The following is a 26,647-nucleotide window of genomic DNA, read 5'->3' on the forward strand; positions in this document are numbered from 1 at the left end:
GTCCTCTCCTTTGTCCGTGCTCACTGACTTTCATGTGGTGCAGCCAATTCCAGACAGAGAGGATCTTGCCGGTGCAGTTCACGTATTGTGTCCTGATTCAGTGTCAAGTCCTCACCGCTATGCGCAACAAAGTGGTTCACAGCATCTTCAAGTGTGGCCAGTAAAATATGCGACTGAGCTTGCTGTTGCTCAATCGTTTCTTTTTCTGCTTCTGCGTTATTAGTGGCTTGTTGAATGTGCTTATCGCTGGCCTTCTGAAATACCTTATTCATACGGTTTCCTTATGATCATGAGGTTCAAAACAATCAATACCGACACTGTGCAGCCTACAGCCTGAATACATCCCGCAATGATCGACCGCCATTTCCCGCCCGCGTATTCAGAGACACATTTCCAAGATGTATTTTGAGAGTCTTCCTGTATGAATAGACGAGCATATGAGTAATGAAAAAAAACGCTGTTGTGAAACTTGATAACGCTCAAAATTCACACAAAAGGTACAGATTCAGTGACAATAAAATTGGTAATTCCCAGAATGATGTTTTTTACCAGTGTCAATTTTTCGACAATGTAAGCCATTGAATGAAAAAGCCAGCCATGAGGATCCCTCTGGCTGGCTCGTACCGCGTCACGCAATGATGCGCGGCTTTTTTTATTCTCTGAGTGAGGTGCAATTTGTCGTATTAACCGGGCGCGTTTATGAAGTTGTGTCTACCCACACCTCCCCTTTCTCTACTTTCACTGGCCAGACAGGCACACTGACGTCGGGCTGTTCCAGGCACTGGCCGGTTTGCAGGCTAAAATGCTGTTTATACAGGGGTGAGGCCACACACACTTCCCCTTTGATGTCTCCCACTATGCCTCTGGCAATCACAAACGCCTTACCGATGGGGTCCCAGTTATCCAGCGCAAAGACCGCTGGCTCTTGGGTTGGCAGGTAAAAAAGGGCCAGTTGCCGCCCTCCCACTATTGCGCCCATACCTGAATTGGTAATCAGGGCATCCAGATCGCAGACTTTATCCCAGCTCATGCGCCCTCCTGTTCTGTTTGCTGAATTAACTCCGCCTTAGGATCGACCATCCGTACCGGAATACGCTGACCGCGTTCGCGTCGGTAATCCGGTGTTGCAGCGGCGTCACCTTCATTGACAAAGCGGCGGAAGCGGGCCAGTTTTTCCGGCGTTGACAAGGTGGTTTTCCATTCACATTGGTAGGTATCCACCACATGATTCATTTGCGCTTCAAGCTCGGCGTTGAGGCCCAGGCTGTCTTCCACCACTACACTGCGCAGGTAGTCCAGACCGCCTTCCAGATTTTGCAGCCACACGGAGGTGCGCTGCAGCTTATCGGCCGTGCGGACATAAAACATCAGCACCCTGTCTATCATGGTGACCAGCTCATCGGTAGACAGATCAGACACCAGCAGATCCGCATGGCGCGGGCGCATCCCACCGTTGCCGCAGACATACAGGTTCCAGCCATTTTCTGTCGCAATCACACCGATATCTTTACTCTGTGCTTCGGCACATTCCCGGGTACAACCGGACACGGCAAACTTGAGTTTGTGCGGTGAGCGGAGGCCCTTGTAACGGTTCTCCAGCATAATGGCCAGGCCCATTGAGTCATCCACACCATAGCGGCACCAGGTGGAACCAACGCAGGATTTGACGGTTCTCAATGACTTGCCGTAGGCATGACCGGTTTCAAATCCGGCGTCAATCAGCGCCTGCCAGATATCCGGTAACTGTTCGAGCTGAGCGCCAAACAGATCGACACGCTGGCCTCCGGTGATCTTGGTGTACAAATCATATTGTTTAGCCACTTCCCCTAACACAATCAGTTTTTCCGGCGTGATCTCGCCGGCCGGTATCCGAGGCACGACAGAATAACTGCCGTCTTTTTGCATGTTAGCCAGGAAGGCATCATTGGTGTCCTGTAGCGGCTGATGCCTGGCATCCAGAACATGTTCATTCCACAGGGAGGCAAAAATCGAGGCGGCGGCGGGTTTGCAGACATCACAGCCCATTCCCTGACCATGGCGGGCGATCAGCTCGTCAAAACTGCGGATTTGCTCGACTCGGGCAAGATGAAACAGCTCCTGACGGGTATAAGCGAAGTGTTCGCAGATATGATTATTAACTTCCATGCCCAGGGCGGCCAGCTCTTCATCGAGTATGGCTTTCACCATAGTGCTGCAGCCGCCGCAGCCTGTGCCGGCCTTGGTGCAGCTTTTTAATTCAGACAGCTCGTGCGTCCCGGCCTGAACCGCGTCGGCAATGTCACCGCGTGTCACATTGTGACAGGAACAAATAATGGCACTGGCGTCTTTGCTGCCCTGCAAAGAAGAGCAATCAAACAGCAGCTCGGCCGGATGAGCAGGCAGCGGCATGCCATTGAGGTAGCATTGCAGCAAGGCATCATAGTCCTGATTATCACCAATCAGGATCGCCCCCAGCAGTTTGTCGCCGGCATCATTCACCACCAGCTTCTTGTAGACACCGGCGCGCATGTCCTGCAGCACCATCTCCTGGCAGCCTTCACCCTGACCCAGCGAGTTGCCTATGGCAGACACATCAACGCCCATCAGCTTCAGCTTGGTGCTCATATCCGCCCCGCTGAACCGGCTGTCACCGCCAAGAATCTGATCGGCTGTAATACGTGCCATGCTGTAACCCGGCGCCACCAGCCCAAAGATTCGCTGCTGCCACAGGGCGCATTCTCCGATGGCGTAAATATCCGGATCGCTGGTCTGGCAGGCATCGTTGATCACAATGCCGCCGCGCTCGCCGATCTCCAGACCACACTGGCGCGCCAGCGTATCCTGCGGCCGGATACCGGCAGAGAAGACGATCACATCCACTTCCAGCGGCTCATGGTCGCTGAAGTTCATTCTGTGAAAAGCGGTTTCACCATCGGTGATCGCCGTAGTAGCACGCTGAGTGTGGACCTGCACACCCAACTCAGACACTTTGCTTTTCAGCAGCGCACTGCCTGCATCATCAATCTGCACCGGCATCAGCCGGGGCGCAAATTCCACCACATGGGTTTCCAGACCCAATAAACGCAATGCGTTTGCCGCTTCCAGCCCGAGCAGGCCACCGCCCACCACGGCACCGGTTTTAGCACCGGCACAGGCGGTTTTGATGGACGACAAATCATCCAGGGTACGGTAGACAAAGCAGTTGTCCCGGTCGCTGCCCTGCACAGGCGGCACAAAGGGGAATGAACCGGTTGCCAGCACCAGCTTGTCATAGGCCAGCTGGGTATCGCTGGCGAGTGTCACTCTTTGCTTGTCGCGATCAATCGCCACAACCTGCTCACCGAGCAGCAACTCAATGCCATTGTCCTGATACCACTGCTCACTGCTGAGCAGCAGATCCTGATGTTCACTGCCGGAAAACAGCGATGACAGATGCACCCTGTCGTAAGCGACAAAGCGCTCTTCACCCAACACAATGATCTGATAACGCTGATGGGCGTTCTTCGCCACCAGTTGTTCAATAAGGTGATGGCCGACCATGCCGTTGCCCACCACCAGTAATTTTTCTCTTTGCATCAACATAATACTCTCCTGCACATTCGCGATGTCACTGCTGCGCCCGATCAGGCCACTTTCTTGTTGCTTTTCTTGTCCGGGATCGGCTCCACTTTGCGTTGTTTCTCATAGAGGAAACGCAGCACGCTTTGTCTCAGCCGCTGGTAAACCGGATCATCGGCCAGCGCGACCCTATCCCTTGGCCGCGGTAAATCGATATCCAGCACCTCACCGATCGTCGCCGCCGGGCCGTTGCTCATCATCACGATGCGGTCTGACAGCAGCACCGCTTCATCAACGTCATGGGTGATCATAATGACGGTGTTATTCAGCTCGGCCTGAATTGCCATCAAAGCATCCTGCAGATGCGCCCGCGTCAGCGCATCCAGCGCGCCGAAGGGCTCGTCCATCAGCAGCACTTTAGGCTGCATAGCCAACGCCCTGGCAATGCCGACCCGTTGTTTCATCCCACCGGAAATTTCATCCGGCCGCTTGTCGTGGGCGTGATCCATCTGCACCAGTTGCAGGTAATGCATCACTTCATCACGGATCGCGGCCGACGCTTTGCCTTTGCAGGCCTGCTTCACCGCCAGTTCGACGTTCTGGTACACCGTCAGCCAGGGCAGCAAAGCATGGTTCTGAAACACCACAGCCCGCTCAGGGCCCGGACCGTCAATTTCACGGCCTTCCAGGATCACCCCGCCGTCCGTTGCATCGAGCAAGCCCGCAACCAGATTGAGCACAGTGGATTTACCACACCCTGAGTGACCAATCAGAGAAATGAACTCTCCTTTATTGATGGTGAAGTTGACGTCTTTCAGCGCCACAAACTCGCCGTTTGGCGTCGGAAATCGCATTCCCAGATAACTGAGCAATAAATATTCGCGTGACATGGTTCTCTCCTTGTCTTCAGCTGACTCAGCGCAGGCTCAGCTGTTTATTCCATGAAAAATGTCGTTGCAGGCTGAGCATGCCGCGGTCGAGCAGCAAACCAATAAAACCTATGGTCACAACGGCCACCATGATTCTGCCCAGTGAGGCTGAGCTGCCGTTTTGAAACTCATCCCAGACGAACTTGCCCAGCCCCGGGTTTTGCGCCAGCATTTCAGCGGCGATCAGCACCATCCATGCCACACCGAGTGACAAGCGCAGACCGGTGAAAATCATGGGCACAGCAGACGGCAGCACTATGGTTCTGACATGCTGCCAGCGCGACAGCTTGAGCACCCGGCTGACGTTGAGCAGATCGTTATCGACCGCTGTGACGCCCACAGCCGTATTGATCAAGGTCGGCCACAGGCTGCACATCGCAACGGTAAACAGTGAATTGAGAAAAGACTTAGATACCAGCGGATCGTCACTGACATAGAGCGCACTCACCACCATAGTGACGATGGGCAGCCAGGCCAGCGGCGACACCGGTTTTAACAGCTGAATCACAGGGTTAAAGGCCGCGTACAGGCTCTTGTTCAGCCCCAGCACGATCCCGGCAGGAATGGCTAAAGCAGAAGCCAGCAGGAAACCGGCGGCCACTGTCAGCAAACTGGTGCCAATCTGATCAAAGAAAGTCGGTTTACCTGTGTACTCACGGGTTTTCACCTCTGCCTGCGGATTTTGCGCCAGCGTGGCCGCATTGCGTTTTTCCTGACGCTCGTAGAACGCGGCTTCGCGGCTGCGTTCACGCTGATGTTCGTCCACCAGACCGCTAAATTGCTGCCAGGTCTGCGCGGGACCAGGTAAGGTGCCCAGCGAGGTATTGACCTGACTGGCCGCCAGATGCCAGATCACCAGAAAGACAAGCAGTCCCAGTGCTGGAAAAGCCAGTCCGCGACTGAAATAAATCACCTTGGCCGGTTTAGGGATAGCCGGTAATGTGAGAATCGATGCCATGAGCGGTACTCCTTACAGTGTGTCGTCGCCTTTCAGACCAATCGCGAACTTGTTGAGGTAGGCATTGGGCTGTTGGCCATCAAAAGTGATCTGATCGATAAAACCTTGCTGCGGAGGACGGAAACCGTCTTCCTGATCAAAGTCAGGAAAATCGGCCGCAGTCAGCTTGCCTTCTTCGATTAAGGCTTCAGCGGCCTGACGGTAGATATCCGGGCGGTAGACTTGTCTGGCGATCGACATATACCAGTCATCAGATTTCGCTTCAGGGATCTGCCCCCAGCGACGCATCTGGGTCAGAGTCCAGACGGCATCACTGTAATACGGATAGGTGGCGTGGTAGCGGAAGAACACATTGAAATCCGGCGCCGGGCGGATATCGCCTTTTTCATATTCGAAGGTGCCCGTCATACTGTTGGCAATCACCTTGGCATCTGCCCCCACATACTGGCTGCGGGCGAGTAAGGCCACCGCTTCTTGCCGGTTGGCATTGTTTTTTTCGTCAAGCCAGTGAGCAGCCCGGATCAGGGCTTTCACCACACGAATATGGGTATTGGGATAGGCATCGGCCCAGGCTTTGCTGACCCCGAACACTTTCTCCGGGTTGTTACGCCAGATGTCGTAATCGGTAATCACCGGCACGCCTATACCTTTGGATACGGCCTGCTGATTCCAGGGTTCGCCGACGCTGTACCCCTGAATGGTCGCGGCCTCCAGCGTCGCGGGCATTTGCGGCGGTGGAGTAACGCTCAGCAGCACATCAGCCTGACGCTGGCCGCTGTTATCGCCGTGGGCCGGGTCGTAATACCCCGGATGTATTCCCCCGGCAGCTAACCAGTAACGCAGCTCATAGTTGTGTGTGGAAACAGGAAACACCATGCCCATGTTGAACGCCTTACCTTCCGCCTGATACGAGGCAATCACAGGTTTAAGCACGCTGGCACTGATTGGGTGCCGGGGGGTGCCGTTGTCCGTTTTCGCCAGGTTCGGCTTGATCGCGTCCCAGACGTTATTGGCAACCGTAATGGCATTACCGTTGAGATCCATGCTGAAAGCCGTGATCACTTCCGCTTTGGTCCCTATACCTACGGTGGCGCCAATCGGCTGTCCGGCCAGCATGTGGGCGCCATCCAGCTCGCCGTCAATCACTCTGTCCAGCAGCACTTTCCAGTTGGCCTGAGCTTCCAGTGACACGTACAGGCCTTCGTCTTCGAAGAAGAAGTTTTCATACGCCACGGCCAACGGGGCCATATCGGTCAGCTTGATAAAGCCGAACTTCAATTCATCTTTTTCCGGCGGACCTACCTGGGCCTGTGCCGACAGCGATATCAGACTGGCACTTGCGATGCCGGCTATCATCCATCGATTGATCGATTCCATATCCAAACCTCTTCCATAGATAAAAAACAAAGCGTTAAAAACAAAAAACGCCGCTCTCCCCGAAAGGAGCAGCGACGTTGCTGTATTGATCAATTTTTTCAGTGGTGCGTGACGTTAGCGCGGGTTTATACCGACTAGACCACCTTACTTTTAATTCACCAGTCTCTGCTCTGTAGATCTCCGCCTACGCGGGGATGACAGGCTAATGCCACCGGCATTCTCTCGCTCTCTCGTCATTCCCGCGCAGGCGGGAATCCATTAGCGTATTACCGGGTCATAAACGGTTCAGGCTCAGCAGCAGGTTTTTCGCAATCTGGCCTAAACTCTGGCTGTTGTGCATGGCGGCTTCACGGAGCAGGCGATAAGCTTCTGCCTCATCCAGCCCCTGATGCTTCATCAGCAGTCCTTTGGCCTGCTCCACCAGCCGCCTGTCCTCAAGGCGGCGATTCAGCGTCGCCAGCGCATTTTCCATCTGACTCTGGCTGTCCCTGACCTGGCATGCCCTTTCTACCCATACACTCAGCGCCGTTGCTGAGTCTGCCGGTAAAAGCACATAGCCATTAGGTGCAGGGAGCCGGTCAATATCCTGATGCTCAAGCTGCCGGAGCAGTACCACCAGCGGCCACCGTTGGCTGTCTGCATGGTCTACCAGCATCCTCAGCTCGGCATCAGCTCTGGCCCAGTTGATCACCAGTGCACTGCCCTGCGTCTCTGCCGTCAGTGCCGCAAGCTGGCTGAAGCGACAACCGATAACATTGTCATATCTGGCCGCCAGTTCGCCGGTCAGCTTTGCCTGTTCCCGGGTACAATCGCTGCAAACCAGTATCTGACTGATGTCTTTATGGTTGCTGGCGACTTGCTTTCGATCTGACTTTTCTGGCTTGGCCATTGGCCTGTCTTCCTTGTACACAATGGTTCAACACGCATTCATACATAAAGAAGCAAGCAATCAGCCACTTAGTCAAAATCAGCCGTAAAATACCTCTTTAGGGTTAGTCTCAGCGGCATCGTTGCAGTTAAGTGCTTGATTCAGGGTTGCACGCAGTTCAACAACATCGCCGATAATGAGTAATGCCGGTGACTGTCCTTTTAACTCCTGCCCCAGTTTGGTGAGCTTGCCCAATGACGACACATGAACTTTCTCATCCGGTGTGCAGCCTTTAATGACCACAGCCAGCGGGGTGTCCTTGCTCAGGCCACCCAGTGTCAGGCCGCTTTGGATCTCTCTGGCCTGCTCAAGCCCCATATAAAAGACTATGGTTTGCCCCGCGCCGATTAACTGCGCCCAGGCAGGTAACGCGCCGGACACCACATGGCCGGTGACCAGAGTGACTGAACGGGACATTTCTCTGTGCGTCAGCGGGATAGAGGTGGATGCCGCGCAGCCAATGGCAGCGGTAATGCCGGGCACGAAATCAAACGGGATTGCCTCTGCCGCCAGCGCCAGCCCTTCTTCCCCGCCTCGGCCGAAGATCAGCGGGTCGCCACCTTTCAGGCGCACCACATAGCGGCCTTGTCTGGCCTGCTCTATCAGTACCTGATTAATGGCTTCCTGCTTCATGCTGGGCTGGCCGCAACGCTTACCCACATAGATACGCTCAGCATCCGGGTTCGCCATCGCCAGAATGGCATCGCTGACCAGGCGGTCATACACCAGCACTTCTGCCTGCTGGATGGCTTTGAGGGCTTTTAAGGTCAGCAGTTCAGGATCGCCCGGCCCCGCTCCCACCAGACTGACGGAAGGGCGACGCGGCACTGACTGGAGCCGGGTTACTGACGCTGCGCTGTGTGTCGATATCATTGGTTTTACTGTACTCATACCTGTTCTCCTTCCGTCACTGCTTCTTCCGTGTTCACTTGCGTCTGTCTGAGCAGCGCCTTTACTTCGCCAAGGCAAGACCCGCAGTTAGAGCCGCATTTCAGTTGCGCCTGCAATCCCGCCAGACTGGTCAGCCCATTGCGCTCAATGGCTTGTACAATCTGTCTGTCCGTTACCCTGAAGCAGCTGCACACCAGTTTTGAGGGTGCCTGTCCCTGCATCGCCAGTGCCAGAAAAGCACTGACCGAAAACGCCTTATCAAACAAGCCGGTATAGGGCTGGGGATCAGGCCGGAGTGGCTGCTCGCTCACTAGGCACATGGCGGTTAACCGGCTGTCGGCTGTCATCAGAGCCGTCCAGTCGCCGTTACCTGTACCGTCCATCACCAATGCCTGCGGAGTAATGCCATACAGATGGGATTTAGACAGCGGCGTGCGGCAGGCAAAGCGCCAGATATTGATCGTTTCTCCGGTCTGGAAACTGAGGAAATCTGTCTCAAACGGCGGTGGCAGCGCGCCCATCCAGATCCCGTAACTGGCTGCCCGGGCCGGTGACAGCGTCACAGCAGCCGATTTAAAGGCAGGCTGGCCCGACACGGGATCAACCTCAGGCGCAACCATCTGATTGACCCGGCTGGCAAAACCAAATACCCCTGCCCAGTGCATCGACATGTAGAGCTGGTTTGACGACAGGCCATCATCGACCGCCAGCTTGGCCAGCATGCTGTTGCCGTCATAACCCAGTGACACCAGCTGTCCTTCGCTGAGCTGATATTTACTGGCCGAGAGCGGATGAATATACACAGTCGGCTCCGTTTCGCTTTCAGCCAGCCTGGCTATGTGCCCGGTGCGCGTCATGGTGTGCCATTGGTCGCGCTGGCGTCCGGTATTGAGCCACCAGACACCGGGCTGGACCTCTTTTTCGTTATGATGAGCAGTGATCAGATTGGCGCGGCCGCTGGCAGTCGGAAAGACCCCGTCACTGAACAGGTGTGACTCTCTGCCCAGCGGCCAGCGCTGCGGCTGCCAGTTGGCATATTCGGCATCTGTCATTGACGCTAACTTTGAAATATCAAACAGATAAGGTGAATTTTGGTTAATGCGGCTCAAGGCCGCGTATTCGCGATACACATCCGCCACAGTGGCAAAATCAAACCCGCTGAAGCCCATTTCTTTAGCCACTTCACAGATAGCCCACCAGTCGGCTTTGGCCTCTCCGGGAGGAGGCAAAAACGCCCGCTGACGGGAGATCATTCTTTCAGAGTTTGTCACCATGCCGTCTTTCTCGCCCCAGCCGGCCGCCGGCAGCAGCACATCGGCAAATGCCGCCGTGTCCGCTTCCGGTGAAATATCAGACACAACCACGCACTCACATCGCGCCAAGGCTTCCGCCACTTTGCAGCTGTCAGGCATAGACACCACAGGGTTGGTCGCAATAACCCAGACAAACTTGATCTTGCCCTGATGGATAGCCTCAAACAGCTCAACCGCTTTAAGCCCGGGTTGAGTAGCCATATTCGGCGCCTGCCAAAAATCGCCGACTGCTGAGACAGATTGCGGATCAAAGCCTCTGTGAACCGCCAGCTGATTTGCCAGCCCGCCGACTTCACGGCCGCCCATGGCGTTGGGTTGCCCGGTCAGCGAGAATGGTCCGGCCCCCGGTTTACCGATTCGCCCGGTGGCCAGATGGCAGTTAATAATCGCGTTGGCTTTGTCGGTGCCGTTGGCCGACTGGTTAATACCCTGACAAAACAGGGTCAGGGTATGCGGGGAATCTTTGAACATCGCGTAAAAATCGTTGAGCTGCTCCCGGCTCAGTCCCAGCGTCTCAGCGCAGCAAGCCAGACTGTAAAGGTCACGGCTGATTTCAGCTTTCAGCGACGCAAAGCCCTCACAATGCCTCGCGATAAAATCGTCATCCAGCGCATGATGATCAGACAAATAACGCAACAGGCCGTTAAACAACAGCACATCGCCGTCGTTCGCAATCGGCAGATGGAGATCGGCCTGCTCCGCCGTTGTCGTGCGCCTGGGGTCGATCACGACCAAACGCAGATCCGGGTTTGCTTCACGGGCCTGCTGAATACGGCGAAACAGTACCGGGTGCGTCCAGGCGGTATTGGCACCGACGATGACGATAAGATCCGCTTTTGCGATATCGTCATAATGAACCGGTACCAGATCTTCACCGAATGCCCGGTTATGCGCCGCTACCGCCGAGGACATACAGAGCCGTGAATTGGTGTCGATATTGGCTGTACCAATAAAGCCTTTCATCAGCTTGTTGGCGACATAGTAATCTTCTGTCAGCAACTGACCGGAGACATACATAGCCACACTGTCCGGGCCGTATTTGGCAACCGTCTCCTTCAGCTTCTGTGCGATAGCGCCGGTGGCAGCAGACCAGCTGACTTCCTTGTCCCCCAGGCGCGGATACAGCAGGCGATTGGGTATGTTCAGGCTTTCTTTCAGCGCAGATCCTTTGACGCAGAGCGCCCCATGATTGGCAGGGTGAGAGACATCACCAACTATTTCAGGCTGCTTGGTCAGGCTGCCGGGCTGAAACTTGCCTTTCACCGCCACACCACAGCCTACACCACAATAGGGACAGGCAGATTTCACTGCTTCACCTTGCTTACATCCTGCAACCTGACCGGCTGTGTTGCTCATATTCTTCTCCTTCGCGTCCCGCTTAGCGCCGGTTTCAGGCATAAAAAAAGCCACGCCCCCGGGAGAGGACGTGGCTGCAATGCCTAAAACCAAAGTATCAAGTGTTGAATGTCGTGTACCTTGGTTGTATTGCATCTTGTGTGCCAGTTTTCATCAAACAGCCAAAGTTGTTTTATTTCAGATGATTACCGCTGATAACACCACCACCACATGATGTCGCGCAGGTTAAGACAGCCAATCTTAGTGCACAGCTGCACTGAGTTGGGGAGCCCCTTAGCCAAGCCGCGCCTGCCGCTGCCTGAACCACACCGGGCCGAACGTGTTGAACAGGGTCGCCAGTACAATCAGGCTGACACCCACCACTTTGTTCCACACCAAAGTCTGCTCAAAGAAGCTGATCTGCCAGATGAAAGCAAACAGCAGATTGGTCAGAATGAGCGGCGCCAGGCTGGAGCCGGATTCCACCAGGCGGTAGGCTTTGACCCGAAAGACCTGGGTATTGACGATGCAGACGGCCAGCAACAATAGCGACGGTAACAGCAGCGATTGCAGATCGGTTAACTGCTGCCAGCTGGCTGCCAGCCTGTCAGTACTGTGGGTAAGGAGTACCAAAGGCAGCAACATCAGACTGGCGAGCGTAAAGCACCAGGCATTCAAGCCAAAGGCCGACATGCTCCCTTTACTCACCCGGTACAGGCTGACCTGGGATCCGGCATTGAACACCCCCGCCGCTACCCCGATGATCAACTCCGGCCGCAGGGCATAACCGCCGGCATTACCTGCCATTAACACCACCCCTAAAAAGGTGATCATCAGATTCATGACTGTCATCGGAGGAATCCGGGTGTGAAATAACAGTTTTTCTAACACAGGAATAAACAGCGGACCGGTACTGAACAGCACCACAGTTTCCACCAGACTCAAATGGCTCAGTGAAAAGAGGAAACACAGCTGAGCGGCAGCAACGCAAAAGGCCCGGATCCCCAGTGACTGCCAGAGCTTTTTGCTGTCGGGTACGGCCCACTGAGTCAGCGACATCAGCCACATCAGTAACACGGCTGGTATTGAGAATCGCAGAAAACTGAGCATTTCTATGCTGATCTGATCACTTAACAATTTGGACACCAAACCGTTTACCGACAGACTGAAGGTGGAAGCCAGCATGAAAAAAAGAGGGCGCAAATCTGTTGTCATTAAGTACTCCTTAGCTGGTGAGGAGTCTAACGAGGTTACAAATGATAAAAAAGCGAATAATATTAACCAAAACTGTTAGAAAAACTTACAGATGAGAAAACTCGTAGCACTGAAATCACTCTATGCTTTTGTAGCAGTGGCAGAAACGGGCAGCATGACTGACGCCGCTGAAGTCCTGCATGTCAGCCATTCGGCTATCAGCCAGGCGATAAAGTCACTGGAAAACCAGCTTGGCCTGCCGTTGTTCCAGCGGGTGGGCCGCCGGGTGGAGCTGAACCGAAATGGCCGCAAATATTACCGCCAGGTGGCTCCGGCACTCGAACAGATAGTGTCAGCCGGTGAAGCCTTGCAGCAGCAGAACCCGCACCGGCTGACACTGAACATGGTGAACTCGCTGGCGCTGCACTGGTGGATTCCCAGAGTGCCCGATTTTCAGGCTCTGGCGCCTCAGATTGATATTCGTATTTCTACCCTGACCCATGTGTTTGATCTCGACAAAGAGGGGGTAGACGTTGCTTTGATCCACGGCCGTTCGGATGACTGGCAAGGCTATCATTACGAAAAACTCGGTGACGACCAATTGATCCTGGTTTGCGCGCCGTCACTCATCGATACCGGCAGTGCTCTCAGCGCAGACGCCATGCTGTCGGCCCATCACCCCATTTTTGTCACCAACCCAAGGCGTGAGAACGACTGGCAAATCTGGTGTCAGGCCAATCAGCTGCCGGTGCCGGCACAGCGCCACAACCTTTGCTTTACCGCTTCGATCCAGGCGGTGCAGGCAACGCTGAGGGGATTGGGTATTTTGGTCACTCATCGCCTGTTTGTCAGAGATGAAATCAGGCAGGGACTGCTGACAGAAATCGGCCCGTCGGTGCGCAATCCATACCAGTCCTACTATTTTGTCTGCCAGAAAGAGAAGCTTGTTCAGGAAAGCGTATTGACGCTGCGGGCCTGGCTGCATCATGAATTCCGGCTGGCCAGTGCATAAAACACTGGCACTGATTACTCTTCTTCCGCCAGCAGCAGGTAATCTGAGAACAGGAAGTTGCCTAACAGCATTGACTGATTTTCGGCGCCATCGAAATAATCCAGATAAAAGCGCACCAGTACATAGCCGGGAGAATCCCCCTGACCGAGATCTAAAATGTTGAGGGGGATTTCCAGCGCTTTGTCCTGCTGATGCTGAAGTACGACAGGCTCGGCCAGAATCACAGTCTCATCATTCTCCGGCCCCAGGCTCATCCCTTGTGCGGGAACCGTGAGCCTTGGCGGTACATGCTCGCCGGGATAACCCGTCTGGGCCGGGGACGTGACAACAAATACCCGCTCACTGCGCACAGTATTCAGGGTCGCCTCCCTTGCTCCGCTGTTGGTAAAGCTGAAACGCAGTGTGGGCTGCAACCCGGCATTCACCTCATCTTCTATATAAGCCACAGGTTGGGGTAAATCACTCAAAGGCAGGTTGGATAACTTTCCCTGCTCGTCGTAGCGGTAGTAATGCTGCTCACCGTCATCATGGATATAAATATCCAGCCGTGACAGCAAACTGCCTTTGGCGTCCGGATCACGTTTGATATGGTATATGTACAGCGCATTCTGGCGCGTATTCGCCTGTAGCAGCCCTTCAACCACCAACTGAGAGGGAGAGGCAAACTGCTTCATCTGATCCGTATGCTGAAGGTAACCGGGATCGCCGCATAATAACCAGGGAGGCATGATGGCTGACCAGCGCTGGCACTCACCAGACATGGGATCTTGTTCAGTCGACGCCTCTCGCTCAGCAATCAGGGCGTTATACTCTTTCTGACTCATGATGATCAGTTCGGGCAAAAGGAACACCGACTTTTCGCCCGAAAACGGCGCCAGTTCAATGCCGGAAAGGTGCAACTCAGCCGGGCGGGTGTTATGGGTGTAAATATTAAGTACAACAGCACCCAGGATCATAGCGAGCAACAGCGGCAGTATGAACCTTAACAACAGATTTTTTTTGGTCATGGCGACAACTCAGCAATCAGCACCAGGAGATTGTGCTAAGTATAGCCTTCATGCGGGTACTATTATTTGCGGCTCTGACCGTTACGCTCGCTGAACCAGTGCCGCGATAGATTCGCCGGAATAAATAACACCTTGTTTCTTCAGGTACGTATCACAAAATCACACGATAAAAGGCAAAACCCGCATTCAATTATGAGCAGAAGGGCATACTCAGTCGCTCATTTAACCTATATTAGAGCACTCAACGGCACCTTTATGTTCCTGTCCTGTATCATCACCAGTCAGGAACTTCATCAGGTGGCAACAGTCGAATGCTTTTGTGCGACTGTATAACAGATGTATTTTTTCTAAATCTAAGGATGCTGACTATGTGGCAACTCTCCGATCTGGCTCCCCTGCTGTCTGACCATGACGGTTGGGAGGTCGACGTACAGGGTCAGGCGTTACTGATCCATAATGAAGACAACATTGAAGCTTTTCTGGCGGTTTCAGGTGAGCAGATTCTGGTTGAAGTCTTATTATTTGACGCCGGACAGGTGAAAGACACCGATGCACTGAACCGTGAAATACTGCGTACACATAAAATGTTCCCGCTGTCGACCATAGGTATCAACGCGATCAACGGCAATGACTATTACGTTGCCTTTGGTTCACTGTCTTCCCAGTCAAAAGCAGAAAGCGTTGTGATTGAAGTCGCCACGCTTTTCCGTAATGTTGAAGCCTTTATTGATTTGTACCAGGACTTCCTCAAGGAGCAAACGGCATGAGTGTCTGGAAAAAACTCTTCACCGCAATGAAAGGCGGTGCCAACGAAGCCGCAGAAGCCGTCGCAGACAGCCAGGCGCTGCGTATTCTCGATCAGGAAATCCGTGAAGCCAAAGCGGAACTGCGCCGCTCTGATGAGGCACTGGTTGGCATAGTAGCCAAACGTAAACTGTCTCAGCAAAAAGTGGAAAGCTTTAATCTGGGGATCACCGAATACGAAGCCTATGCCCGTAACGCGATGGAAAAAGGCCAGCAGGACTTAGCGCTGGAATGTGCACAGAAAGTCGCCAACCTGCGCAATGAACAGCAAGCGGAACAGACGTATCTGGATCAGTTCACTCAATCCGAGCAGACACTGAGAACCAACATCGCCCAGGCCAAAGATAAACTTCGTCAGCTAGAGCAACAAGTGGATGTTGTAAAAGCCAATGAAGCGGTGCAAAAAGCGCAGTCTGCGGTGTCATCCGGTCATGTTGGCGCTAATGCCAAAATGCATACCGCAGCTTCGTCGCTGGAGCGTCTCAAGCAGCGTCAGGCAGAAAAAGCCGCTCAGCTGGAAGCTTCTGCGGAAATGGCAGCCGAACAATCAGGCAGTGCGCTGGACAAGAAACTGGCCGACGCCGGAATCAAGAGCGGGGGCACAGCCTCTGCCGAAGATGAACTGGCACGCATTCTTGGTCGATAATAAGCGGTAACTCCGGGGGCTGAGGTCATTGCTGTGGCTGCTCAGCCCTTAGGATTGAGGAGAAATGCATGTCTATCTGGTTGTTGGTCCGCCGTTGGGCCCATCAACAATTCAATCAACTCAATGGCCGAAATCTGCTCATTACGCTGCTGTGCTATGTCGGCTTATCCTGGCTACTTCTTGAACTTGCGGGTGAGCAGGCGCTTACACACTCATTAACTCACTTTTTCTACTATCTTGTCGTGACGGCTTCTACCGTCGGCTACGGTGATTATTCCCCGGCAACTCAAGCCGGAAAGTGGGTGGTCGCCCTGTTCGTCATTCCGGGCGGTTTGGGTCTGTTCGCCATCGGGATTGGCCGCCTGGCTACGCAATTTATTAGCTATTGGAAAAGTGGCTTGCTCGGAAAACGGAGAATTAACGTGGAGAACCATATTCTGGTACTCGGCTGGAATAACCAGCGAACCTTGCACCTGATTAAAATGCTGCAGCACGAAGAACGACAGCGTCGCCACATTGTGCTGTGCGTGCGCCCTGAAATGGAAAACCCGTTGCCGGGTGAGATTGATTTTGTACGTGTTGTCAGCTTTACCGACAGCGCTGACATGGACAAAGCCGGTGTCAGCACAGCGAGCTGTATCATCATAGATAACGAGCAAGACGATGTGACGCTGGCGGCGGCACTGTATTGTTCAAGCCGCAATCCCGATGCGCATTTGCTCGCCTACTTCACGGATGAAGGACTGAGCGACTTGCTGAAATCCCATTGCCCCAAAGCCGAATGTATTCCGTCCGTGGCAGTGGAAATGCTGGCCAAGGCCGCTGTCGATCCGGGTTCCAGCGAACTGCACCATGAACTGCTGAGTACCCATCACGGCATGACACAGTATGCGGTACGCTTTCCTGAGACCGCTTCCCCGACGCAAATCAGCCGACTGTTTACCCTGTTCAAAGAAGAACACGAGGCCACTCTGATAGCCATTGATCGCGGGCAGGGTGTGGAATTGAATCCGCCGCTGGATCTGGCCGTATTACCCGGTGCCAACCTGTTCTATATCGCCGATGAACGTGTCAATGATTTCAACTGGCCGTCTTAAACCGGCAAGGAGTAGCTATGTTCGACTGGTTAAAAAAACGCAAGCAAGCCGCAACCACTGAGCCGGCAGCCCCCGAGCTCATCGGTCTTCGTTTAGGCGGTGCCTTTGAGCTGGATGATTTGAAACTGCGTCTTACCGAACCGTCTCTGATGATTGAAGGGGCTGCGCGTACCCAGCTCATTCAGGCTGTCGGGGAAGTCTGGCTGGACGAACAAACACGCCTGGTACGCTATTACACCGATGACGAAGGCTTTGTTCAGGTGCTGACCCACGGTGCTGGTGATGCTGATGTCAGCGAGGTAAAACTGTTTTACTTCTATGACAGCAAACCTGTCGATACAGACAGTGAATGGCAGCATTTACTGGACAAAGGGATAGTCAAAGGCCAGTGGCAACTGGAAGACTTCACTTATCAACAAGTGTGGGAAAACAGTCGCCCTGTTGCTATGACAGAAAAAACCTGGCTGCAGAACGGGACGGCCAGCTCCACCGATCAGTTTGTCATGGTATACGAGCGGGACGCAGAAGCCGGGATGAAAGAAGTGCTTCTGGTGTCTGCAGAAGAGAAAATATTCAACAACAGAGCTGAACGCAGCCTGGTGTTGAGCACAGGATTTGACCTCAGCCCGACAGATTTTAAACTTATTGGCTGAGTCAGATAATAACCACTAAACATTTATAATTTCAGGGATTTCCATGGATCTTTTGACACAATCACTCGCCGGGCTAGGCTCATTTGTCGCTTATTTTGCTATCTCTATCGTGTTCTTAATGCTGTTCAAAGTCATCTTTGTCCGCATTACTCCTTATGACGAATGGAAACTGGTCAAAGAAGAAAAAAACACCGCAGCAGCCATTACCCTTGCCGGTTCAATTCTGGGTTACGCACTGGCGATTTCTGGTGCTGCCAGCAACTCAGTGAACTTCATTGACTTTGCTATCTGGGGTGTCGTGGCATTACTGGCGCAGATGCTTGCCTATGTGATTGTCCGGGTTGGTTTCATGCCCCGTATTGCCGAGCGCATTGAAGCGGGAGAAATTCCTGCCGGCCTGCTGATGGCTGCCACCTCAGTGTCAGTTGGCCTGCTCAATGCGGCCTGCATGACCTATTAAGGGGGACTGTCATGAAACGGACTAAAGACGTCAATCTTTCCGGCATGCGAAAACAATGGCGTCCCTTTGCCATTGCGCCTGTTACCGCTGCCATTACAGCGGGATTGCTGACAGGTTGCAGCGATCCGCAGGAAGATGCCGTGATCTACCATACGGTCAATGACTGTAAAGATGACAACCCGGGCTATTCCGAACAGTGTGAAGCGGCCTATCAGAATGCACTCAAGGAAGCTGAGCGCACGGCACCGAAATACAAAAACTTGCAAGAGTGTACCACTGAGTTCGGAACGAACTCTTGCATGAAATCAACGGAAAACAACTGGTTCATGCCTGCAATGGCCGGCTTTATGTTTGCCCGATTGCTGGACAGTAACCGCGGTTACTACAGCCAGCCAATGTTCAGCTCCTACTATCCGGGCAGCCGTTATTACGGCCGCTGGACCACTTCCGACGGCTACGACTACGGTTCATACCGCTATAAAAAGTCAAAGATCAAAGTCGGCCCGGATCAGATGAAACCTAAGCCTACCGTCAGCCGCACCATCTCGCGCGGCGGCTTTGGCTCCAGTGCTGCAGCAAAATCCAGTTGGGGCAGCTCTTCCAGCCGGAGCTGGGGGGGATAATAGGTTCCGACTTGATCCAGAGCGCCGACAGGCGCTCTTTTCATTAAAACTTACAGCTCAAAACAATCGTCCACGAATTTTTATCAGCCACCCCAAACTGATATATTTCTATTAATAAACAACAACATATATTAACACTTAGAGCATAAACGCAAAAACAGACCAAGATCACACTTTGAACACTAAGCAAAATATTGATAATATCCTCACGTTTTTCATAAGCAGAAAATCTGAAATACCTGCTTTACATGAGGTCTGGACGCAGTATTTTGCGTCCAACATGGCCTATTTCACTGTCCGTTAAATTGATCTACATCAATTTTCACTAAGGCCTCTGCCACTATCATGGCGCTCCCCTAATCGGACATAGCAACCGTAAGATTTGAAGGATTTATGGAAATTAAGTCAGATTTAAATAAACCGGTATTTTTTACCTCGGCAATTTTCATTGCCGCGCTCTCTTTTATAGGTGTGATGTGGCCGCAAGCCATGGAATCCTATTTTAAAAACATTCAAGGCTGGATCATCACACAGGCTAGCTGGATCTACATCCTGGCTGTAGCCATCTTTTTGATTTTCCTCATTCTGGTCATGTTCAGCCGCCTGGGTGATATCAAACTTGGGCCCGATCACTCCGAGCCTGATTACAGCTACAGCTCCTGGCTGGCGATGCTGTTTTCCGCTGGCATGGGCATTGGCCTGATGTTCTTTGGCGTCGCAGAGCCAGTCATGCACTTCACATCTCCCCCGGTCGGTGATCCGCAATCGGTAGAAGCGGCACGTGAAGCCATGAAGATTACTTTTTTCCACTGGGGACTGCATGCCTGGGGGATCTACGCGCTGGTGGCACTGGCGATGGCCTACTTTGCGTACCGCCATAAACTGCCACTGCTGCCACGCTCTGCCCTGTACCCTATCCTTGGCGACAAAATCTATGGCCCTATCGGTCATGTGATCGACATTTTTGCCGTGATCGGTACGCTGTTTGGTGTGGCTACCTCTTTAGGCTTTGGTGTGGTGCAGGTCAACGCAGGTTTCAACTATCTGTTTGATATGCCACAGAACACCACAGTCCAGGTGCTCCTGATTGCCGCCATCACCCTGATTGCCACCGTCTCCGTTGTCATGGGCCTGGACGGCGGTATCAAGCGTCTGTCGAACATCAATATGTTCCTGGCCGTTCTGCTGCTGGCCGTTGTCATCATTGCGGGTCCAACCGCTCTGATCATGAAGTCTTTTGTGCAGAACACCGGGGCCTACCTGAGCGATATAGTCAATAAAACCTTCAATCTCTATGCATACGAGCCGAAGGAAGACTGGATCGGTGGCTGGACCTTACTGTACTGGGGCTGGTGGGTGTCCTGGTCACCGTTTGTGGGTATGTTCATCGCCCGTATTTCACGTGGCCGTACAATCCGCGAATTCCTGGTGGGCGTACTGCTGATCCCATCGCTGTTCGGTTTCCTGTGGTTCACCGCCTTTGGTAACACAGCGATCGATGCCATCATGAATCACGGTGCAACTTATCTGAGTCAGGCGGTGAGTGAAAATGTGCCCGTTGCCCTGTTTAAGTTCTTCGAGCACATGCCTATGTCGACGGTACTGTCAGTCATAGGTGTAGCACTGGTGATCACTTTCTTTGTGAGTTCCTCCGACTCAGGCTCGCTGGTTATCGATACCCTGACCTCAGGCGGTGCGGCTGAGCCACCGGTCTGGCAGCGTATCTTCTGGGCCGTGATTGAAGGTGTGGTGGCCGCTGCGCTGCTGGCTGCCGGTGGTCTGTCTGCCCTGCAAACCATGACCATTGCCAGTGCCTTCCCTATCATGATTCTGATGCTGCTGTTCTGTTACTGCCTGTTCAAAGCACTGCGCAATGACTACATGCTGCAAAACAGTATCCAGACACACAACACCAGCGTGCAGTACACTCAGGCCAGTGTGAGCTGGAAGTCCCGCATTTCGGCCATGGTGAACCATCCGAAGCAGGATGAAGCTGAGAATTTCATGACCTCAACGGCCATACCGGCTTTGAAAAGCCTGGTCGAAGAAATGAAACTTCAAGGTCTGGCTGTCAAGCTTCAGGTTTTAGATGAATCTCGTGTCCGGTTAGTGGTTGAAAAAGAAGATGTGGAAGATTTTGCCTATGGCATTCGCCTGCGCCACTTCGCACTGCCGACCTATGCTAACGAATCGTATGACAATTACTACCGTGCAGAAGTCTTCCTGCTACAGGGCGGCCAGCAATATGATGTGATGGGTTACAACCAGGAACAGATCATTGCTGATGCGTTAACCCAGTACGAACGCCACATGCACTTCCTGCATCTGGCAACGTCGGAAAACATTCAGGAAGAGCCAGCCCTGTCATAAGGTTTCAGCTTTCTGAAAATACTGAAAAAGCCAGCATCGCAACACGGTGCTGGCTTTTTTATATGGGATGTCACTTGATAATAACGTGGTCAGGATCTTCTTACTTTTTCTTCGCCAAACAAATATTTTTCTTAATTCAGTACCACCAAAGTCTATCGACCAGTCTTAACAAAAAATCCTTTTCCACTTTTTCATTAGTGTGTATTGCTTTCGGCTAACCATGCGATTGCAGAAAGCAGAAAGCTCAGATTAAGATGCGTGAATCTCGATAAGCGGTACACAAAATACGCCGTCAGAGCTTAAGTTGACTAATAATGATGTAGACACCTAAAAGAAGCAGTGAGGAAAAAAATATGCGCTGGAAAACAATGACAGATAAGCGTTGACGTATCCTTCCGCCCATTGCCATTCCGATGAACGCTGGTAGTAAAGCCAATAAAGAAAGGCCGCTGGCAGCAAATGTCAGTATATTTTGCAAAAACAAACCCAGCATCAGCCCGGCAGAGGAAAAGGTGAATAAGATACCCATTGCCTGAACCAATTTTTCTTTGGGTAACCCTGCTGACTGCAGGTAGAACACCCCGGGCACAGCAGAAGAACCCGTGAGGCCGGTAAATATGCCATTACAGGTTCCCATTGCCAGACCAAAAGCATTTTGCCACTTAGCCCGCACAGACAGACGCACATTGAATAAGCCGGTTACAGCGTACAAGCTCAACAAAACACCTAAACAAAAAGACATATAGGCGGTATCAACCATCAGTGCCAGCCAGCAACCGACACCCACTGAAACCGTGGCGGACATGAAAAACAGCCAGTGTTCGCGGCTAAGTGACCGGGCGTGCTTACCGGTAACAGCCTGATAGATATTGGTCAAAAATGCAGGTAATGCGACCATCGACATGGCAGAATGAATGCCAATGACAGTGGTCAGCAAACCCAAAACCACAGGGGGCAGGCCGAGGCCCACCACTCCTTTAATCATGCCAGCAAGCGTAAATACCAGCATGATGGTAACGATCGTTGTTGTGTCATACCCCATCAAGCGATCTCTTCTGGCATCAATGGATATACCGATTCAACCCCATACCTGGCAAAATATTCCAGTGCCTCGATCACATCACTGTTTTCCTCCTCGGTAAGCTCCTCAGGTCTGTTCTGCGCAAAGCGGCGAGCCAATCCAAGGATGTCTTGCTTACGATCCTCAATGTAAACCTGCGTATTATCAGCACTTTGTAGCAGCGTATCGAATAATAAAGCCTGCATTTCCTGTGTGTCTTTCACGAATTCAATATCAAAGTTGCCAAGCTGTACGAGCACATACCGGCTTTTTTCGCCTTCAGGAGCACCATTGGCAAACCTGTGCTTAACTTGTGACGGTATCTGAAATGCTTTCCCTTTAGGAACCGTAAATAGCTTTCCCAGTTCAGGCAGTTCAATACGGATCATCCCTGCTGAGCAGAAAATCATATCTGAAACCGTCTGATGAAAGTGATAAGGTACCGCTTCATGATCCAGATTAAACAGGCTAACGCGTATCTCGTCCTGATAGTAAAACTCTTTCATTTCCATAATTCCATTTTCCTATATTTATTTTTGGCTTGCTGATTCAGCAACCACAAGTGCCGATTGACCAGTACAAAATACAGACCATTCCTCTGACAACCACATCGCCGCTTCAACAAACGCTGCTGAAAAGTTCCTTTCGTTCTGCCAATATCGAGTCAGCACCCCATAAGACGCAATAAAGGGGGAAAGGATAATCTTTCCCGTTTCCGGATCACGGCACATCACACCATAAGACTCATCACTGTCGAGCATGATCCCCCCAGTGGAATAATGACCTTCCATGTTGGCAAGCAATTCTTCACGCTCTGCTAACGCAGCGACAAGTCTTGACGGATGCAGTGAGAGACGAAAGTCTTGCCCGGATGCACGAATCACAGTATCGACTTGCCTTGAAACGTCATGATCATCTTCAATAAACGTTAATTTGTAGTGGTTGTCATGAATGGCAGGGTTAGCAGACGCCTGATAGCCCATTTTTACTGACTCCAACTTTCCGGATTCAAATAAAGCGATAAGCTTTTCTGCATTCGACTGAGGAATAGGTACAGCAATTCGAATAAAGTGGGTATCAAGCTCTTTGTCGTAGATTTCTTTTTCAAACTCATTCAGATGACGATAGAACTTCATTCTGCGAGCCTTAAGAAGAATCGTATGAATCAGGTTATTTTCATGCGGGCACATCACATCAAACCTGAGTTTTTCGTAAGCACTTTTGAACTTTGGTTCTATAATATCCTGCCAACCGATCTTACCGGATGTGGCATCTCTCAGTTCACAATCGATCATGGATAAAATATCAGTCAGACCCAACTTTCTGCCGAGAATCCGTTCAAGCTCACTGAACGAATCTTCCGTAAGGTACTGAAACTGATAATCAACTGATTCCCCCCGCACAGCAGGAAAAAATCCACATCGACTACCAGCCACAATAGTTACAGATGCTTCGTCAGATGCCGGCGTGTAAGCAGTCACATGAGCGCTGTCGGAGTAATGAAACTGCCCTGACTCCGCGAGTGACATTATGGCATCAATCCCACTCGGCCCCATCCCTTTCACAAAACATGTCAGTGTTTTGCCTCGAACGCTTTCAGACCATGACGTCAGACTGGTCCGGAGTTTCGCATAAGGATACGGACTGTTGAGAAACGTATCTGATATCATTGCCCAATCAGTATCTTCAGGCACCCAGTGACCAGTAGAAAGCAGCAGCTTATCTATTCGAGACAGTACTTCTTTGCCACTGCCATCGGAACGTTCAATGACCACGCTAAACTTGCCCGAAAGCCTGTATCCGTCGACCGCGCGGTATCCGTTCAATGATGTGACTTTTATGCCATGGCGACGCGCTTTAAGCACTGTGGCTTTGAAGCGCTCCTCAAGATACACACCAAAGAGTGCTCTTGGATAAAAGGCATCAGGATCAGGTTCCCACTTACTTAACAACACTGCCGGATGCGTTTCCCGGATAAGAGCCGGAAACTCAGAAGCCAGACGGAGCCGGTTTTCACTCAGCCAGTCATAAAAATCATTCCCGGCAAGCGACATCATCCGGGCCTGGTTATTACAAAGATGGCTGGGTAACAATTCATACGGCGCATAGGGATAACCAGGACCATTCACCGGGCGCTCTTCAATAGTGATGATTTCCACAGACGTAATACGATGCTTGTTATCGATCAAGGCATTAACCAAATGAAAGAATGCAGCCGTTCCGGAAAAACCGGTCCCTACGATACACAACCTTGCTAGATTTGCTTCAGACATAATCTCCCTCTTGAATCATCCCCCGGGAGCAGATTCGCTTGCTTTCGGGGGAAATCCAACCTGAATCTACAGGCTTAACAATGCATTCCTGATGCGCTCAGCGGCTTGACGCAACGTGGATTCAGAACGTCCCGCATTCAAGCGGATAAAGTGCTTTAACTCAGGTACTCCTTCAGCAAAATGAAGGCCACCTATAGAAGCAACCCGCGCACGATCCAAAATAAATTCCTGAGCGCTGCCATATCCCAGCGTTGCTATTTTTTCCCCGTAACCAGAAAAATCAGCAAAGATGAAAAATCCTCCTTCAGGAATCGGCACACGGACTTGCGGTATCGCATTCAATTTTTCTACAAAACCTTCAAGATTTAATCGGGAATTAATCGCTCTGGCTTTGGCAACTTCATCCATACATTCCTGCATTGCGGCATGTGTAGCGACTTGAGCATAGGTTGCTGCAAACGAGTTCAGGTTGACCTGTACTCTAGCCATCATTACCAGTTTTTCCGCCGTACTGCAGATATAACCGACACGATCGCCATGCATCCCGTATGTTTTACCTGGTCCGGTGACAAAAGTGGTGCAGTCTCTCATCGCATATTCAACACCGTTTTCAAAAGTCACAGTGACATTAGAAATCGTGGCCGGGCCGTTAAGAATGTGTGATTCATAAGGGCAATCAAACAGTACTTGAATTGGAGGCTGATTATTTTGCTGACGATGCAGGTTATGCCGTGCGATCACTTCAGATAACGTCGACAGGTCCTCATGTCGGTAAATTTTGCCGGAGGGGTTCAGACAATCGCCAAGAATAACCATTTTGGTGCGATCTGAGATTGCCTGGTCCAGATCTTCCGGTGTGAGGGGGTTGTCATAAAAATCCCTGACCAGAATGCCTTTCATCACCCCTCCATGCAGCTCAATCATATCAGCGTAATGCGGCCAGTTAGGCAGAGGAACTATCACCTCATCTCCCGGGTTTAGCAATGTATGAAAAACCACAGTGATGGCCCCTTTAATCCCTCCTGGAGTCACCATGATTTCATTCTCAGGAGCATATTTAACACCTCTGAGGCGGAAAATACGTTCACTGATTGATTGCCGCAGAAAACCAAACCCAGTGACAGGTGCAAACTCATGAATCGTACGTGGCTGTGTCTGGATGAAGCGTATCACAGCTTCATTGATACGATCGTCAGCCAGATCATCCAGCGTCCCTATACTGAGATCGATCACTTCCTCACCTTCTGGTGCACTGGCATTCAAAGCCGTAATTTTTGCTTTAGTCCCATGTGTGACAGACTCTCGCAACTTCATCGCAGTAGCAGAAAAAACACTCTTAAGCATAGGTATTTTCCCCCTGAGCGATAGGAAACGCGTCTAGCTCTGCTGCCTGACGATACATGGCCAACCACATAGCCTGTTGAGCTTTAAACATTTCTGTTGCCCCGTAGATAATCTCATTGAGATCGCTTTGAGAATGGCAGTTGTTAATCACACAGTTTCTCGCATCTTCTGCATGTCTTTCTTCAACTCCGTTGTCCACATGAGCATTGAAATACACTTCAACTTCATTCTTGTATTGATCTTCTTCAAGATGTGCTCTGCTCAAACGGAATGCTTCTCTGAACGCGGTCAGCATTCTATCTGCATGCGTTTCCAGCGCCATAACGACCCCCAACATGCGTGGATAACTGTCTGTCAACAATGCCTGTATGCGCTCTCGGTATGCCAGGGTTTCAGGAATAATAAATGGACTATTTTTCGCATCCTGTACTTTCAGGGACGCAAGTTCATACTCTGCTGCGCCAAAAAGATTCAGAGCATTTTCCATGAAAATTTCATGGCAATGGGCTTTATTCCCCATCCCGGTTTCTTCGCCCAGGATGTACGAAAATAAAATCAGGGTATCCATGTCATTCATCGCCGCAGAACGGGCACAGACCTGTGCAATACCTTTAACGGTCAGCTCAGTTCGGTAAAAAAAGTTTGCTCGGAACAATTCATAACTGGCAGGTGTCCATGGGTGCTTTGCCAGATGCCTGAAGTAACTGTTTTCAAAGATTGAATGGTTTTCCAGATCCGTTAAAAAACTATCCAGCTTGCCAGTGTGCAGATGATTTTCGTTTGACATTTTTGCTCCTTGATTCCACAAATTATCGGGCCTGATTTTTATGAGCCCC

At 51.8% G+C, this 26,647-nt stretch carries 24 protein-coding genes; 8 read left to right on the forward strand and 16 right to left on the reverse strand.

Translation table 11 applies throughout. The features are described from left to right. Positions 1–20 precede the first annotated feature (20 nt). From L6J37_RS14615 to L6J37_RS14660, 10 genes are all read right to left on the reverse strand, one after another. Positions 21–272 (reverse strand): hypothetical protein, encoded by a 252-nt coding sequence (locus L6J37_RS14615; RefSeq protein ID WP_237795638.1) that lies wholly within the window; start codon positions 270–272, stop codon positions 21–23. A gap of 425 nt (positions 273–697) precedes the next feature. Beyond that, positions 698–1,030 carry a nitrite reductase small subunit NirD gene (gene nirD / locus L6J37_RS14620; RefSeq protein ID WP_237795641.1) on the reverse strand — a complete coding sequence of 111 codons (333 nt, stop codon included), beginning with the start codon at positions 1,028–1,030 and terminating at the stop codon, positions 698–700. Further along, positions 1,027–3,555 (reverse strand): nitrite reductase large subunit NirB, encoded by a 2,529-nt coding sequence (nirB, locus tag L6J37_RS14625; RefSeq protein ID WP_237795675.1) that lies wholly within the window; start codon positions 3,553–3,555, stop codon positions 1,027–1,029. The genes nirD and nirB overlap by 4 nt, the downstream gene beginning before the upstream one ends. A 47-nt stretch (positions 3,556–3,602) precedes the next feature. After that, a complete protein-coding gene (locus L6J37_RS14630; RefSeq protein WP_192017694.1) occupies positions 3,603–4,427 on the reverse strand; it encodes an ABC transporter ATP-binding protein in 825 nt (274 codons plus the stop codon). 25 nt (positions 4,428–4,452) lie between these two features. Continuing rightward, positions 4,453–5,424, reverse strand: a complete 972-nt coding sequence (locus tag L6J37_RS14635) for an ABC transporter permease (protein WP_237795642.1) — start codon at positions 5,422–5,424, stop codon at positions 4,453–4,455. 12 nt (positions 5,425–5,436) lie between these two features. Next, a complete protein-coding gene (locus L6J37_RS14640; protein WP_442957014.1) occupies positions 5,437–6,780 on the reverse strand; it encodes a CmpA/NrtA family ABC transporter substrate-binding protein in 1,344 nt (447 codons plus the stop codon). Positions 6,781–7,075: 295 nt separating this feature from the next. Further along, a complete protein-coding gene (locus tag L6J37_RS14645; protein WP_192017697.1) occupies positions 7,076–7,690 on the reverse strand; it encodes an ANTAR domain-containing response regulator in 615 nt (204 codons plus the stop codon). 78 nt (positions 7,691–7,768) lie between these two features. Then, a complete protein-coding gene (gene cobA, locus L6J37_RS14650; protein ID WP_237795644.1) occupies positions 7,769–8,620 on the reverse strand; it encodes a uroporphyrinogen-III C-methyltransferase in 852 nt (283 codons plus the stop codon). Continuing rightward, complete coding sequence (locus L6J37_RS14655) at positions 8,617–11,289, reverse strand: nitrate reductase (protein WP_237795645.1); 2,673 nt, start codon at positions 11,287–11,289, stop codon at positions 8,617–8,619. Before L6J37_RS14655 ends, cobA begins: the two co-directional genes overlap by 4 nt. 273 nt (positions 11,290–11,562) lie before the next feature. Continuing rightward, entirely contained in the window at positions 11,563–12,483 is a 921-nt protein-coding gene (locus tag L6J37_RS14660; RefSeq protein WP_192017700.1) for a DMT family transporter, read from the reverse strand. 91 nt (positions 12,484–12,574) lie between these two features. On the opposite strand from L6J37_RS14660, the gene L6J37_RS14665 reads away from it, so the two are divergent. Further along, entirely contained in the window at positions 12,575–13,474 is a 900-nt protein-coding gene (locus L6J37_RS14665) for a LysR substrate-binding domain-containing protein (protein WP_237795646.1), read from the forward strand. A 14-nt stretch (positions 13,475–13,488) separates the two neighbouring features. Here the strand turns inward: L6J37_RS14665 and L6J37_RS14670 are convergent, their stop codons facing one another. Then, a complete protein-coding gene (locus L6J37_RS14670) occupies positions 13,489–14,481 on the reverse strand; it encodes a hypothetical protein (protein ID WP_192017702.1) in 993 nt (330 codons plus the stop codon). A 368-nt stretch (positions 14,482–14,849) separates the two neighbouring features. Between L6J37_RS14670 and L6J37_RS14675 the strand changes: the two genes are divergently transcribed. The 7 genes from L6J37_RS14675 (at position 14,850) to L6J37_RS14705 (ending at position 21,134) form a co-directional block, all read left to right on the forward strand. After that, complete coding sequence (locus tag L6J37_RS14675) at positions 14,850–15,248, forward strand: DUF2170 family protein (protein WP_192017703.1); 399 nt, start codon at positions 14,850–14,852, stop codon at positions 15,246–15,248. Next, positions 15,245–15,931, forward strand: coding sequence for a PspA/IM30 family protein (locus L6J37_RS14680; RefSeq protein WP_218386079.1), 687 nt, complete (start codon positions 15,245–15,247; stop codon positions 15,929–15,931). The genes L6J37_RS14675 and L6J37_RS14680 overlap by 4 nt, the downstream gene beginning before the upstream one ends. Positions 15,932–15,999: 68 nt before the next feature. Continuing rightward, positions 16,000–17,028: a potassium channel protein gene (locus tag L6J37_RS14685; RefSeq protein ID WP_237795647.1), complete on the forward strand. Its 1,029-nt coding sequence runs from the start codon at positions 16,000–16,002 to the stop codon at positions 17,026–17,028. A gap of 17 nt (positions 17,029–17,045) precedes the next feature. Then, on the forward strand, positions 17,046–17,681 hold the full coding sequence (locus L6J37_RS14690) for a YjfK family protein (RefSeq protein WP_237795648.1): 636 nt from the start codon (positions 17,046–17,048) through the stop codon (positions 17,679–17,681). A 43-nt stretch (positions 17,682–17,724) separates the two neighbouring features. After that, entirely contained in the window at positions 17,725–18,141 is a 417-nt protein-coding gene (locus tag L6J37_RS14695; protein WP_192017707.1) for a DUF350 domain-containing protein, read from the forward strand. A gap of 11 nt (positions 18,142–18,152) precedes the next feature. Continuing rightward, on the forward strand, positions 18,153–18,764 hold the full coding sequence (locus L6J37_RS14700; protein WP_237795650.1) for a DUF1190 family protein: 612 nt from the start codon (positions 18,153–18,155) through the stop codon (positions 18,762–18,764). A 393-nt stretch (positions 18,765–19,157) separates the two neighbouring features. Then, positions 19,158–21,134: a BCCT family transporter gene (locus tag L6J37_RS14705; protein WP_237795652.1), complete on the forward strand. Its 1,977-nt coding sequence runs from the start codon at positions 19,158–19,160 to the stop codon at positions 21,132–21,134. Between the two features lie 292 nt (positions 21,135–21,426). Here L6J37_RS14705 and L6J37_RS14710 read toward each other — a convergent pair whose 3' ends face one another. The 5 genes from L6J37_RS14710 to L6J37_RS14730 all read right to left on the reverse strand — a co-directional run bounded on the left by L6J37_RS14710 (position 21,427) and on the right by L6J37_RS14730 (position 26,598). Further along, complete coding sequence (locus L6J37_RS14710; protein WP_237795654.1) at positions 21,427–22,176, reverse strand: sulfite exporter TauE/SafE family protein; 750 nt, start codon at positions 22,174–22,176, stop codon at positions 21,427–21,429. Then, positions 22,176–22,700, reverse strand: a complete 525-nt coding sequence (locus tag L6J37_RS14715; protein WP_218386087.1) for a cupin domain-containing protein — start codon at positions 22,698–22,700, stop codon at positions 22,176–22,178. The genes L6J37_RS14710 and L6J37_RS14715 overlap by 1 nt, the downstream gene beginning before the upstream one ends. Before the next feature lie 24 nt (positions 22,701–22,724). Further along, positions 22,725–24,467 (reverse strand): FAD/NAD(P)-binding protein, encoded by a 1,743-nt coding sequence (locus L6J37_RS14720; RefSeq protein ID WP_237795656.1) that lies wholly within the window; start codon positions 24,465–24,467, stop codon positions 22,725–22,727. Positions 24,468–24,533: 66 nt separating this feature from the next. Continuing rightward, on the reverse strand, positions 24,534–25,811 hold the full coding sequence (locus L6J37_RS14725; protein WP_237795659.1) for a pyridoxal phosphate-dependent aminotransferase: 1,278 nt from the start codon (positions 25,809–25,811) through the stop codon (positions 24,534–24,536). Further along, positions 25,804–26,598 (reverse strand): iron-containing redox enzyme family protein, encoded by a 795-nt coding sequence (locus L6J37_RS14730; protein ID WP_218386093.1) that lies wholly within the window; start codon positions 26,596–26,598, stop codon positions 25,804–25,806. Before L6J37_RS14730 ends, L6J37_RS14725 begins: the two co-directional genes overlap by 8 nt. Positions 26,599–26,647 lie beyond the last annotated feature (49 nt).

This window comes from Photobacterium sp. WH77, from assembly GCF_022014395.1.
GTDB lineage: Bacteria > Pseudomonadota > Gammaproteobacteria > Enterobacterales > Vibrionaceae > Photobacterium > Photobacterium arenosum.

What these genes read in the sequence shown, in the direction of transcription:
- L6J37_RS14615 (WP_237795638.1), bottom strand. Translation starts at nt 272, where the DNA reads ATGAATAAGGTATTTCAGAAGGCCAGCGATAAGCACATTCAACAAGCC.
- nirD (WP_237795641.1), bottom strand. Translation starts at nt 1,030, where the DNA reads ATGAGCTGGGATAAAGTCTGCGATCTGGATGCCCTGATTACCAATTCA.
- nirB (WP_237795675.1), bottom strand. Translation starts at nt 3,555, where the DNA reads ATGCAAAGAGAAAAATTACTGGTGGTGGGCAACGGCATGGTCGGCCAT.
- L6J37_RS14630 (WP_192017694.1), bottom strand. Translation starts at nt 4,427, where the DNA reads ATGTCACGCGAATATTTATTGCTCAGTTATCTGGGAATGCGATTTCCG.
- L6J37_RS14635 (WP_237795642.1), bottom strand. Translation starts at nt 5,424, where the DNA reads ATGGCATCGATTCTCACATTACCGGCTATCCCTAAACCGGCCAAGGTG.
- L6J37_RS14640 (WP_442957014.1), bottom strand. Translation starts at nt 6,780, where the DNA reads ATGATAGCCGGCATCGCAAGTGCCAGTCTGATATCGCTGTCGGCACAG.
- L6J37_RS14645 (WP_192017697.1), bottom strand. Translation starts at nt 7,690, where the DNA reads ATGGCCAAGCCAGAAAAGTCAGATCGAAAGCAAGTCGCCAGCAACCAT.
- cobA (WP_237795644.1), bottom strand. Translation starts at nt 8,620, where the DNA reads ATGAGTACAGTAAAACCAATGATATCGACACACAGCGCAGCGTCAGTA.
- L6J37_RS14655 (WP_237795645.1), bottom strand. Translation starts at nt 11,289, where the DNA reads ATGAGCAACACAGCCGGTCAGGTTGCAGGATGTAAGCAAGGTGAAGCA.
- L6J37_RS14660 (WP_192017700.1), bottom strand. Translation starts at nt 12,483, where the DNA reads ATGACAACAGATTTGCGCCCTCTTTTTTTCATGCTGGCTTCCACCTTC.
- L6J37_RS14665 (WP_237795646.1), top strand. Translation starts at nt 12,575, where the DNA reads ATGAGAAAACTCGTAGCACTGAAATCACTCTATGCTTTTGTAGCAGTG.
- L6J37_RS14670 (WP_192017702.1), bottom strand. Translation starts at nt 14,481, where the DNA reads ATGACCAAAAAAAATCTGTTGTTAAGGTTCATACTGCCGCTGTTGCTC.
- L6J37_RS14675 (WP_192017703.1), top strand. Translation starts at nt 14,850, where the DNA reads ATGTGGCAACTCTCCGATCTGGCTCCCCTGCTGTCTGACCATGACGGT.
- L6J37_RS14680 (WP_218386079.1), top strand. Translation starts at nt 15,245, where the DNA reads ATGAGTGTCTGGAAAAAACTCTTCACCGCAATGAAAGGCGGTGCCAAC.
- L6J37_RS14685 (WP_237795647.1), top strand. Translation starts at nt 16,000, where the DNA reads ATGTCTATCTGGTTGTTGGTCCGCCGTTGGGCCCATCAACAATTCAAT.
- L6J37_RS14690 (WP_237795648.1), top strand. Translation starts at nt 17,046, where the DNA reads ATGTTCGACTGGTTAAAAAAACGCAAGCAAGCCGCAACCACTGAGCCG.
- L6J37_RS14695 (WP_192017707.1), top strand. Translation starts at nt 17,725, where the DNA reads ATGGATCTTTTGACACAATCACTCGCCGGGCTAGGCTCATTTGTCGCT.
- L6J37_RS14700 (WP_237795650.1), top strand. Translation starts at nt 18,153, where the DNA reads ATGAAACGGACTAAAGACGTCAATCTTTCCGGCATGCGAAAACAATGG.
- L6J37_RS14705 (WP_237795652.1), top strand. Translation starts at nt 19,158, where the DNA reads ATGGAAATTAAGTCAGATTTAAATAAACCGGTATTTTTTACCTCGGCA.
- L6J37_RS14710 (WP_237795654.1), bottom strand. Translation starts at nt 22,176, where the DNA reads ATGGGGTATGACACAACAACGATCGTTACCATCATGCTGGTATTTACG.
- L6J37_RS14715 (WP_218386087.1), bottom strand. Translation starts at nt 22,700, where the DNA reads ATGAAAGAGTTTTACTATCAGGACGAGATACGCGTTAGCCTGTTTAAT.
- L6J37_RS14720 (WP_237795656.1), bottom strand. Translation starts at nt 24,467, where the DNA reads ATGTCTGAAGCAAATCTAGCAAGGTTGTGTATCGTAGGGACCGGTTTT.
- L6J37_RS14725 (WP_237795659.1), bottom strand. Translation starts at nt 25,811, where the DNA reads ATGCTTAAGAGTGTTTTTTCTGCTACTGCGATGAAGTTGCGAGAGTCT.
- L6J37_RS14730 (WP_218386093.1), bottom strand. Translation starts at nt 26,598, where the DNA reads ATGTCAAACGAAAATCATCTGCACACTGGCAAGCTGGATAGTTTTTTA.